This is a genomic window from Bathymodiolus azoricus thioautotrophic gill symbiont, assembly GCF_001298715.1.
Taxonomy (GTDB): Bacteria; Pseudomonadota; Gammaproteobacteria; order PS1; family Pseudothioglobaceae; genus Thiodubiliella.
On record NZ_CDSC02000460.1, the window covers coordinates 1 to 10,063 of the forward strand.

The 10,063-nt window shown below is 36.5% G+C and carries 13 protein-coding genes; 1 reads left to right on the plus strand and 12 read right to left on the minus strand.

Features of this window, described 5'->3' with window-relative positions:
• Positions 1-59: 59 nt before the first annotated feature.
• From hypA to BAZSYMA_RS08755, 12 genes are all read right to left on the minus strand, one after another.
• Positions 60-404 carry a hydrogenase maturation nickel metallochaperone HypA gene (gene hypA / locus BAZSYMA_RS08700; protein WP_090718065.1) on the minus strand — a complete coding sequence of 115 codons (345 nt, stop codon included), beginning with the start codon at positions 402-404 and terminating at the stop codon, positions 60-62.
• A complete protein-coding gene (locus BAZSYMA_RS08705) occupies positions 397-1,569 on the minus strand; it encodes a nickel-dependent hydrogenase large subunit (protein ID WP_090718070.1) in 1,173 nt (390 codons plus the stop codon). Before BAZSYMA_RS08705 ends, hypA begins: the two co-directional genes overlap by 8 nt.
• Positions 1,569-2,105: a [NiFe]-hydrogenase assembly chaperone HybE gene (gene hybE, locus BAZSYMA_RS08710; RefSeq protein WP_090718074.1), complete on the minus strand. Its 537-nt coding sequence runs from the start codon at positions 2,103-2,105 to the stop codon at positions 1,569-1,571. Before hybE ends, BAZSYMA_RS08705 begins: the two co-directional genes overlap by 1 nt.
• A gap of 8 nt (positions 2,106-2,113) precedes the next feature.
• Positions 2,114-2,341: a rubredoxin gene (locus tag BAZSYMA_RS08715; RefSeq protein ID WP_370460914.1), complete on the minus strand. Its 228-nt coding sequence runs from the start codon at positions 2,339-2,341 to the stop codon at positions 2,114-2,116.
• On the minus strand, positions 2,338-3,207 hold the full coding sequence (locus BAZSYMA_RS08720) for a hydrogenase expression/formation protein (protein ID WP_090718083.1): 870 nt from the start codon (positions 3,205-3,207) through the stop codon (positions 2,338-2,340). The genes BAZSYMA_RS08715 and BAZSYMA_RS08720 overlap by 4 nt, the downstream gene beginning before the upstream one ends.
• 13 nt (positions 3,208-3,220) lie before the next feature.
• Entirely contained in the window at positions 3,221-3,631 is a 411-nt protein-coding gene (locus BAZSYMA_RS08725) for a thioredoxin domain-containing protein (RefSeq protein WP_090718087.1), read from the minus strand.
• Positions 3,628-3,939 (minus strand): HypC/HybG/HupF family hydrogenase formation chaperone, encoded by a 312-nt coding sequence (locus tag BAZSYMA_RS08730; protein ID WP_090718090.1) that lies wholly within the window; start codon positions 3,937-3,939, stop codon positions 3,628-3,630. Before BAZSYMA_RS08730 ends, BAZSYMA_RS08725 begins: the two co-directional genes overlap by 4 nt.
• A 3-nt stretch (positions 3,940-3,942) precedes the next feature.
• The gene (locus tag BAZSYMA_RS08735; protein WP_090718093.1) at positions 3,943-4,635 is read right to left on the minus strand and encodes a HyaD/HybD family hydrogenase maturation endopeptidase; all 693 of its coding nucleotides are present in this window, start codon (positions 4,633-4,635) and stop codon (positions 3,943-3,945) included.
• A gap of 74 nt (positions 4,636-4,709) precedes the next feature.
• Positions 4,710-5,426, minus strand: coding sequence for a Ni/Fe-hydrogenase, b-type cytochrome subunit (gene cybH, locus BAZSYMA_RS08740; protein ID WP_370460918.1), 717 nt, complete (start codon positions 5,424-5,426; stop codon positions 4,710-4,712).
• A 38-nt stretch (positions 5,427-5,464) separates the two neighbouring features.
• Positions 5,465-5,737 (minus strand): hypothetical protein, encoded by a 273-nt coding sequence (locus tag BAZSYMA_RS08745; protein WP_090718099.1) that lies wholly within the window; start codon positions 5,735-5,737, stop codon positions 5,465-5,467.
• An 11-nt stretch (positions 5,738-5,748) separates the two neighbouring features.
• Positions 5,749-7,563: a nickel-dependent hydrogenase large subunit gene (locus BAZSYMA_RS08750; protein WP_090718101.1), complete on the minus strand. Its 1,815-nt coding sequence runs from the start codon at positions 7,561-7,563 to the stop codon at positions 5,749-5,751.
• Positions 7,564-7,566: 3 nt separating this feature from the next.
• Complete coding sequence (locus BAZSYMA_RS08755; protein WP_090718104.1) at positions 7,567-8,685, minus strand: hydrogenase small subunit; 1,119 nt, start codon at positions 8,683-8,685, stop codon at positions 7,567-7,569.
• Between the two features lie 94 nt (positions 8,686-8,779).
• Between BAZSYMA_RS08755 and BAZSYMA_RS08760 the strand changes: the two genes are divergently transcribed.
• Complete coding sequence (locus BAZSYMA_RS08760) at positions 8,780-10,057, plus strand: RNA polymerase factor sigma-54 (RefSeq protein WP_090718107.1); 1,278 nt, start codon at positions 8,780-8,782, stop codon at positions 10,055-10,057.
• Positions 10,058-10,063 lie beyond the last annotated feature (6 nt).

The window sequence follows — 10,063 nt, forward strand, 5'->3', positions numbered from 1 at the left end:
CATGATCATGGTCATGAGTGTGTTCGGTTTCGTTACATCCACATACTGTGCACATATTATTACTCCTTAATTGATATTTGTTTAATTTTTAACTCTTCACCACCTGTTACAGTTAATTGGCTGGAGTTACATAGTGGGCAAGCGTCGTATCTTTGTTTGACCACCACTGTTTTATCACAACTAAAACACCAAGCATTTGCCTGCGTTTGTATAATTTCTAACTGAGCACCATTCGCAATAGTACCACGAATTGCCACATCAAAACTAAATTCTAAAGCGTTAACTTCCACTCCTGAAAAAGGTCCTATTTCTAACCAAACCTTATTAATAGCTTTATAGTTATTTGCTTTTGCACTGGCTTCTAGGGACTCAACAATACTCATGCAGATACTCATTTCATGCATTGTTAATCTCTATTGTATAGCCAACACAAGGATCAATAGCATTAGTTAACAATGTTATTTTATTAACTAAGTCCTGTTTATTTTGAAAATCAAGGGATTGAATCATTTGCTTTAAAACGCCTTGAGGATGAAAATTCCATTGCGTTGGTGAAAGTATCCGATAACTCTTAATTTCTTCGCCTTGAATTGTTAAAGAGTGCATTAATTTTCCACGTGCTGCCTCTACCTCAACAACAGCTGTATTAACGACAGTAGAGGTGTTAATATCATAATGAATATCCTCAGAATAAAGGTTCACATAGTTGTGCTTAACCCCCTTCAACAACTCAAATATTTCCAGCAGTTGAGAGGCATATCTGCTTAACACGCCATTGCCATATTTTGCAGATAATTTCTGTATTAATGGATGTTTTTTTTGTCTGCTATATGGTGTAGTTTCATAGCAAATATTTTTATAAGTAGGCTGACCAATAAACCCATCATCATTAAGCAATGTTATTATTTCTTCTGTTGTTATATTTGGCAAAAATAAAGAATCAACGCTACCTAAGCCACTTGATTGAGATTGCTGTATATTGTGTAAAAATAGGGCGCAGTCGCTACTTTGGGTTTTTATCCAATATTCAAAATTTTCACTATTGGAAAGTATTGTCTCTGAATGGAACTGTTCGCCAACAAGCTCAAGCATTAGTTGTTGCTCTAATTTTGCAACTAAAGAATTAATGCCACTAAAAGGTTGTAGTGTTTTTTTTTCTAACGATAAAGGGTTGCCTGTTAGAAATAAAGTGGTATTTATTTCTCTAAGCGTAGCAAATAAATCAACAATATTTTTATTTATTTTATTACTATCATCAATACGCCATTTTGTTGCAATACTAAAACAATGCTCCCTAATAGTCTCTAAATCTAACAGTAATTGACAGGCCATTATTTCATTTTTGCTCAAAGAAATCACCTTGCATTTATCCAAAAGGTGTAAAAATGCAAATCTGTGTGCAGTATTACATAATTGATACAAAGCATCGAGTGTTGTTGCGACTTTTTGAATAGACTGTCCTGCAAATAATTGAGTGATATGTAGGGGGCGAGAAGAGCTAATTAAAACTTTTTTAATATCAGAGGCCTCTATAACAACTTTGATTACAATTTTTCCTTCAATTGACATTATAAAACTTGTGTATTGTTTTTATTCCCACGAAGAAAATCTCTTCTTGAGGTAACCTTACTTAAGGTCTCATCGTCCTTAATTTTTTGTACTAGCGCTTTCTTATCCTTTTCTGCTTTCTTGAATTCATCATTTTGCAATAATTGTCCCATCACTGCAGTAGCAGTCTCAACTGCTTGAGTCTGGGTTTTAAATTCAAACATAGGCGAAAACAATGAACAAGTTAAATAAACACCAAATTCATCATCTAATTGAGTTAAAAAAGAATATTCACCATCTGGAAACAATATGTTGGCAGTTTTCCCTACCCTAATTTTTTGTTGCATAATGCCATTTGGCAGTAGAACAATATTCATAAACCAAGGTGTGATTAATACTCCGACTTTAGAGGCTTGCTTACCGCTTTCTTCTCCCCAGTTAACAAAACCCACTACTTCAACTTTAAGTTTATTGTTAACAATCGGAATGTCTTTCATTTTGTGCTTATACACATATTGATAATGACTTTTTAAACACTCAATATTGCTACCATTCATTTTAATAACTATAAAATATCATTTCTATCGATAACCATAAACTGATCCATAAAACCATCACAATTTGGACAATGCCAATGCCCTGGTAATTGAGTAAATGGCGTGTTAGCTGCTATCTGCCAATAATCATCCCCCTCTTCAGGTTTGTAAACATGATGACAAATTTTGCACTCCATGCAAGCATCATCGGCAATTTTCTCCTCATCTCCTAGATAACTGCCTTCAAAAGTTTTCACAATTCGTCAGTAAACTCTTTTAAGCGTTCAGTGCTTGATTCTATATCTTCTTGTGCAGCACAAGCAACAATAGGTATGTCAACTACCTCAATAGTGCTGAGTATTTCATTGTCAGTAGAGTTAAAATATTTCACCCACCAAATAGCAGAAACACCGGTTGAAGTAATACGACAATTACCATAACCTCTTGACAAGATAACAGTATCACCCAAACCTAAAACATTATTAATAGAGATTAAGTCATCTTCTGTGTGAGGCAACAATGTTAAATTAATAGCTTCTAAAGAAGTTTTTAAATTACCATGTTCTTCTCTTTTTTCTTTTAATTCAGTCAAAATTGCGGGTGCGTTAATGACATTTTCTGGCAATAAGGCGCTATTAAATATAACTTTACTAGAGTTTTTTTGATTAAGCATAACAATCGCCTCTGGGATATCACCCACTTCAATACAGTCACTAACAAGATTATTATCGTTATCAATAATAGTGATTCGCCAAACGCCTGTAAAAATTGACTCTTGAATGTTTACTATTTGTTCTTTTTGATTGATAATTGCACTCACTTCCCCCTCGCCTAGCAGGGTATTAAGGTACGCTAAATTATTTTCATCCAAACCATGGACAACAAAAGACAGATTAGGGTTGTCAATTTTATAATTAAGCATTTGAAAATGAATGCGTTCTAAAAATTCTTTACACTGAGATAAGTCTTGACTTTCATCCCATTCATAAATTTTACTATTTACATCAAAGGTAGACATTTCTGTCGGCATTTCCATATATTCTAATTTATCTTCTTCCGATATAGTTTGTGAACCAGCACCTAAAAAATTTGCTGGAATTGGTGGAATAGGGATTGATGACATTTTTAAACTCCTTCTAATTTTGTTTTAAAGCTATTTTAATGGGTGGTGTTGTTGGTTCTGATAATAACAGTTTTTGTATTGTATTGATATAATCATCCCAGTCTTGCACCTTGGAAATGGCACCTAAATAATTTCCATCTTTAAAAAACACCAAAGAAGGCCAGGTGGTAAAACCATAATTTCGCTGAACTTTCATTTCGTCATCGCGACTAATAATAGCGGGAACAATTGCATGTTTAAAAGCTACCATCAATTCTGGCAATATGACAGCAACATCTAAACTTTCTGGAAAAAGTTTAGCGTCATTGCAAAAAAATAAAACACTATGACGGTGCTTACCGATAAAAGCGTTGACATCGTCTGCCAATAAAAGCGGATATTGATTTTTATCGATAAGTTGCTGTATTAGTTCTGGAAACATCATTGTTTGTCCTCGGGTAAAAAAGGGTTAATAGGTGTTCGATCAATTAAATCACCAAATAAAGCGTGTATTCGCTCGCTCTCATCACTATACATCGCCAAACTGACTGCCTTTAAAGCATTATCAATTTCTTTGGCTCTGTCAGTAGAAATAACCTCTCTGGCAGCATCAATAAAAACCAACACCCAAGTACCTGTCATTTGTGGTCCAACCAATTGCATATTAATGGTTTTATTAACCCCATTATCTTGACAAGTCGCAAAAGTATCGCTCATAGAATCCACAACCTGCATAGGAATACCAATACACATTATTTACCCCTCAAAGTGCTTGCGACCATCCACAAAGACATTAGTGTGGCAAGTATTATCAATCAATTCTTCTTCTCGCTGTTCAAAAGCATTGTCCATTAACACCCGGGCATCTCCTTTTCTGCACGCTATTGCTTCAGGTGGTCGATTCACTTCATAATCATCCATAGCAATTGTTGGACTGTTGACGCCCTCACATTCAGCAAGCGGCGTCACACGCTTTTTGTAAGTAACACCATAACTATCAAGATATTTCAAACATTCATTAATTGCTGGTTGAATTTGCACTTTAACTTCATCACGCAAACTACCGCCAAAATCCTCTAATTGCACAGGTTGAACGCCAATTAAAAATATATGATCTGGTGTTTCCCCTGTTAATTCAGCGGTAGATAGTACTTCTTGAAAGCCTGTTTGATGTAGACTCATTTTTTTAGCACCCATAAATTTAGGGACATCTTCATCATGAATAAGTTTCATCGTGCCAGGTTTTAAACCATAATCAATTGCATCAAAAACAATCAATAAATCACATTCTTGTACATGTTGAATTAAATACAACCCCAGTGTGCCACCATCCATTAATTTAACTTCATCATTAAATTCGTATTGCTGATTGATTGCCTCAACTGTGCGCACACCAAAACCCTCATCAGCCCACAATATATTGCCAACACCTAATATTAAAACTTTCATTTTTTACCTTTTTTATATAGATAAAAAGAGCTCCAAATGACACTCTTTTTACTAAAAAAATTAAAATAAAATGACTATCTTCGATCGTCTTTCCAAGTTCTCCAGCCATTAATCATTGTACTAACTAACGATTGCCTTGACATTACATCTTCTCTAATAGCGGCATAAATATGAATCATAACGAATGTCAAAATAAACCACATGCCCAAGTGATGCCAAGTATGCACATCCTGACTTTGTCCAAAGAGTGGAATCAGCCACCCAGCAAAGGCAGTATACCACCAGCTATCCATTCCTTGACCTTCTGCATACAATGCAAATCCAGTAAAAATCATAAAGATAGATCCTGTAACAAACATTAAAAACATAAACAGTGATGCCATAGGATTGTGTCCCACATATTTTTTAGGCTCTTTTTCTAAGAAGGCATACCAGCGCAACTCATGCAACACCTCTTTCCACCAAGATATTTGAAACAATGGTGGCACGAAAAGCTGTTTGGCATGTCCATTCCCTACAAATGCCCAATACACCCTACCAATCATACCAATGGCAAACACATAAGCCGCCACAAAATGGAAAAAGCGAATATAGCCCATAACATAAAAATCACTTGCTTCACCTGACATGCTAGGCAATGGGGAGCCGATAAAATAACCCGTCAACGCCAAAACAGTAATAGCACCTGCATTAACCCAATGCCACAAACGCACAGGCGCTTCATATACATAAACTGCCTCTACGGTTGATTCAATACCTGATGATTCTAAGTCACCAATAGCCGAACTCATCTTTTTTGTACTCATAATCTACCCCTTTAAATAAAAGTTTATGACAATAAAAGACCTACACCCAATATTGAACTCATAAGGCCTAATACCATTAATATCGTTGATAAAATTTGCCTGCTATTACAAACAAGGACAGCGCTTACTATCAACACCGCACTCATTGCCAACATTGCAGCGATATGGTATGAGCTACTAAGATAGTGTTTCGCTACCTCAATAACACCCACAAGTTCAAATGGCGTATGCCCAGAATGAGCAATCGCAGTGACTGAAAATAACAACGACATTGCAACTAATAATAATTTTTTCATTTTTATACTCCTTATCGAACTTTAACATTAATTAATTCTTCACCTTCTTCACTCATTATATGAGTAGAACAGGCAAGACATGGGTCGAAACTGTGCAAAGTGCGTAAAATTTCAACCGGCTCATTGGCACGCTCAACAGGGGTTCCCATTAAGCTGGCCTCAAAGGCACCAATATTTCCCTCTGGGTCCCGAGGTGACCCATTCCAAGTTGTTGGAACAATACACTGGTAATTGTCAATTTTTCCATCTTTAATCACAATCCAATGCGCATTTGCACCACGAGGAGCAGCTACTGTACCTACACCTTTGGCATTTTTTGGCCAAGTTTTAGGATCCCATTTTTCCATGTTAGCAGTTGAGCTATCGCCACTCTTTATATTTTTGATTAACGCATGCCAATCTTCCACCATCATTTCAGCGCAATATTCGGACTCTAATGCTCTTGCAAGCGTTCTACCTATAGTAGATTGCAGCGCTTGCTTCATATTAAGTTCAGTGCCAGCTAAAGCGTTAAATCCAGAAAGTGCCTTAGTGGTTTGTTCTGTGATGTACTCATGTCCTTGTGCGATTGCTAAAACATAACGAGATAAAGGACCCACTTCAACTGCATGCCCTCTCCAGCGAGGGGATTTAATCCATGAGTATTTAGCACTTTCATCAAGCTCCTTAATATCGGTTCTTGTGCCTTTAGTTTTGGATCCTAACTCATAGTTTGGCTCTGTAATACCATCCCATGGGTGTAGTCCTTTGGTTTCATCTGGATATTTATACCAAGAATGTGTAACAAATTCTTGCACTTGCTCTGGGTCTTTTGGATCAACTGGAAATACCTCATCCCAATTGTCATTAAGAATAACGCCACCTGGCAATTGATCGGTAGATTTATCATAATTAACTTTAGGATAAGCGCCGTAATCCATGACACTTTTTGCACCAATACCGCCACCCCATAGTTGTCCCTTATAAAAACTGGCAATAGCAATAACATCAGGCACATAAACATTATTATTAAACTGCACCATTTCATCAATGCGTGATTTAACAAAATTTAAACGCTCCATATTTAGGGGTGCACCTGCAGCCATATCGCCATCCATATTAATTGCACACGGGACGCCACCAACAAGATAATTTGGGTGTGGATTTTTACCACCAAAAATAGTATGCAACTTAACAAACTCTTTTTGCAAGTCCAAGGCTTCCAAATAATGCGCTACCGCCATTAAATCTGCTTCGGGAGAAAGCTTATAAGCAGGATTGTCCCAATAACCATTTTTAAAGGGTCCTAATTGCCCCGATTCAATAAACTTACGAATTCTAGTTTGAATATCTTTAAAATATCCAGGGCTAGATTTGGCATGCTTAGGCGATACGATATTTTGCAACCCTGAGGTTGCCTTCGGGTTTGCCTTTAATGCATTCACTGGATTGACCCAGTCCAACGCATGCAAGTGATAAAAATGCACAACATGATCGTGCACTTGCAAAGTTTTTGCCATCATTTCACGAATAAGATGCGCATTAAGTGGGATTTTAATATCCAACGCATCCTCTACTGCTCTACAAGATGCCAGCGCATGGCACCCTGTACAAACGCCACAAATTCTCTCAACAAAAGCCCAAGCATCGCGGGGGTCTCTACCTCTTAAAATCACTTCAAGTCCACGCCACATTGTACCCGTGGAAACCGCATTAACAATCACATTGTTTTTGTCTAAATTGACTTCACAACGCATATGTCCTTCAATTCTAGTAACAGGATCCACAACAACACGCTGACCGCCGTTGTCCAAAGTGTAACCATTGGGTGTATTTATAACTGACATAATTTATTCTCCTGTGTTTTCTGCTTGATTGGTCTTGGCACTTTTAAGTGCACTGGCTGCTGCATGCACAGCAATTACCGCGCCTGTAGCACCAGCAACAGCAAATCCGATTTCATCAGCATCCGCCTCAATACCAAAGCCATGCACCTCAGTTAAGCGGTCATAAAATGAGCCTTTATCCCAAAATCCATCTTCTGAGCAACCAATACAACCATGGCCTGCTTGAATTGGGAAAGAAGTGCCTTCATTCCAACGAATGGTAGAGCAAGCGTTGTAAGTTGTTGGACCTTTACAGCCAACCTTGTATAAACAATAGCCTTTTTTGGCATTTTCATCGTCAAACTCTTCCACAAATTGTCCAGCATCAAAATGTGGACGACGATAACATTTATCGTGAATTCTTTGTGAATAAAACATCTTAGGACGGCCTTGTCTGTCTAAGGTAGGCATTTTGTCAAAAGTTACCATATAAGTAATCACCCCTGTCATAACTTCTGCAATTGGTGGACAACCAGGCACTTTAATGATTGGCTTGTCAGTGATTAATTTATGTGTTGGTGTTGCTTGTGTAGGATTGGGTCTGGCGGCTTGAACGCAACCCCAAGAAGCACATGAACCCCAAGAAATAATCGCCTTACAATGTTTAGCAACTTTTTCAATTTGGTGGTGAAAAGGCTTGCCGGCAATAATACAAGACATGCCGTCTTGATTAAGAGGTGTATTACCCTCAACTGCAAGAATAAAATTACCATCGTATTTTTCAATAGTCTCATCAATAATGGCTTCTGCTTGCTGCCCTGCTGCCGCCATAATCGTATCATCATAATCTAGCGAAATCATAGACAAAATAACATCTTTTGCCAATGGGTGTGCTGAACGAATAAACGATTCTGAACAGCATGTGCACTCTAAGCCATGTAGCCAAAGCACTGGAATTCTTGGTTTATTTTCCATAGCATAAGCAATCTTACCGACAAACGAAGGCCCTAAGCCTAATGCGGTTGCAGTTAAACTACAATATTTAATAAAACTACGACGACTAATCCCCTGTCTTCGCATTACATCATAAAAGCTTTCAGTTGGCGATTTGTCAACCGATCGTGTTAATTCTATATTAGGCATAATCCTCTCCCCTTAAGTTTATTATTTAATAAAAAAATAATGTACCCTAATCAGTAACAAAGTATACTATTTAATATTAATACAAGCAATAACTATGCCAAAACACTCATTACAACAAAAATTAAGTTTTAATTTCAACTTAACGCCCTTATTAAAAAACTCTATAAATCTACTGTCTATGCCGTATGACGATTTATTAGTTGAAGTGAATAATGCCTTAAAAGAAAATATTATTTTGACTAAAAATACTAAAAAAACAGATGAATTTTATGTCAATAATAAAACCAATGAAGATTCCTTTGCAAAATTAACCTTCAAAGAATCTTTGTTTTCTAGTTTAGAAAACCAATTACCAAATATTGGTTTAACCGAAAAACAACTTAATATCGCCTATATTATGCTTGAGAATTTAACCGAAGTCGGATTTCTAGAGATAAACATTGAGGCAATCATAAGGATTTATTCAAGAAAACACTCCAAGGATCAAGTCAATATTCAGCAGTGTGAGATGGTCAAAAATAAAATGCAAACCAATCTTGACCCTTTTGGTATTACCTCCTTTAATACGCAAGACTTTTTATTATTACAAGTCAATCATAAGGGAAACCTTGCCGATCAATCTTTAATTGTGAAACTTTTATCCGGTGAGACTGATATTTCCCAAATAACCGAAATACAAAGATGTAACTTCATCAAGGTGGTTAAATATTTGAATAAAACCCCAGCTGATAATTTAGGTAATATTCAAAACTCATATATACAGCCAGATATTTTTATTAACAAAGTAGGCGATGGTTGGCGCATTAGCCTAAAAAAGCTACCCGCTATCATGCTCAATAAAGAATATCTAGCGTTACGCAAACAAATTCCAGACAAAACTTTATTCAATGAACATCTAAGCATTGCCCGTGGACTGGTTGATTTTTTGACTTATCGCAATCAATATTTACAGAGAATTAGCAAGGCGCTGGTCGCCAAACAACATCAAGCGCTTGACAAAGGTCTGGAATACATATTACCATTAACGCAAAAACAATTAGCATTGGAACTGGATATGGGTGAATCCACCTTATCGCGTTTAATTAAAAACAAATATATGGATACACCCATTGGTACGATTAAAATCCAAGATTTATTTTCTGCCAATGTTGGCAATCATGCTGCAAAATCTATTCAACACAGAATTATTCAAATTATTCACAATGAAAGTATTGCACTTTCTGATCAAAAAATATGTGATTTATTAACACGGGACAGGATTGTAATTTGTCGAAGAACAATAACCAAATATCGAAAAAAATTAAATATACCTTGCGCCCGTTATAGAAAATTATTTAACCTTAAACTCAAAAATAATGACGCTAAAAAATGATAACTT

Excerpts from the sequence above, each read along its gene's own strand:
- BAZSYMA_RS08760 (WP_090718107.1), top strand. The coding sequence starts at position 8,780 with ATGCCAAAACACTCATTACAACAAAAATTAAGTTTTAATTTCAACTTA.
- BAZSYMA_RS08720 (WP_090718083.1), bottom strand. The coding sequence starts at position 3,207 with ATGTCATCAATCCCTATTCCACCAATTCCAGCAAATTTTTTAGGTGCT.
- BAZSYMA_RS08730 (WP_090718090.1), bottom strand. The coding sequence starts at position 3,939 with ATGTGTATTGGTATTCCTATGCAGGTTGTGGATTCTATGAGCGATACT.
- BAZSYMA_RS08745 (WP_090718099.1), bottom strand. The coding sequence starts at position 5,737 with ATGAAAAAATTATTATTAGTTGCAATGTCGTTGTTATTTTCAGTCACT.
- BAZSYMA_RS08755 (WP_090718104.1), bottom strand. The coding sequence starts at position 8,685 with ATGCCTAATATAGAATTAACACGATCGGTTGACAAATCGCCAACTGAA.
- BAZSYMA_RS08705 (WP_090718070.1), bottom strand. The coding sequence starts at position 1,569 with ATGTCAATTGAAGGAAAAATTGTAATCAAAGTTGTTATAGAGGCCTCT.
- BAZSYMA_RS08735 (WP_090718093.1), bottom strand. The coding sequence starts at position 4,635 with ATGAAAGTTTTAATATTAGGTGTTGGCAATATATTGTGGGCTGATGAG.
- hypA (WP_090718065.1), bottom strand. The coding sequence starts at position 404 with ATGCATGAAATGAGTATCTGCATGAGTATTGTTGAGTCCCTAGAAGCC.
- BAZSYMA_RS08750 (WP_090718101.1), bottom strand. The coding sequence starts at position 7,563 with ATGTCAGTTATAAATACACCCAATGGTTACACTTTGGACAACGGCGGT.
- BAZSYMA_RS08725 (WP_090718087.1), bottom strand. The coding sequence starts at position 3,631 with ATGATGTTTCCAGAACTAATACAGCAACTTATCGATAAAAATCAATAT.
- cybH (WP_370460918.1), bottom strand. The coding sequence starts at position 5,426 with ATGAGTTCGGCTATTGGTGACTTAGAATCATCAGGTATTGAATCAACC.
- hybE (WP_090718074.1), bottom strand. The coding sequence starts at position 2,105 with ATGAATGGTAGCAATATTGAGTGTTTAAAAAGTCATTATCAATATGTG.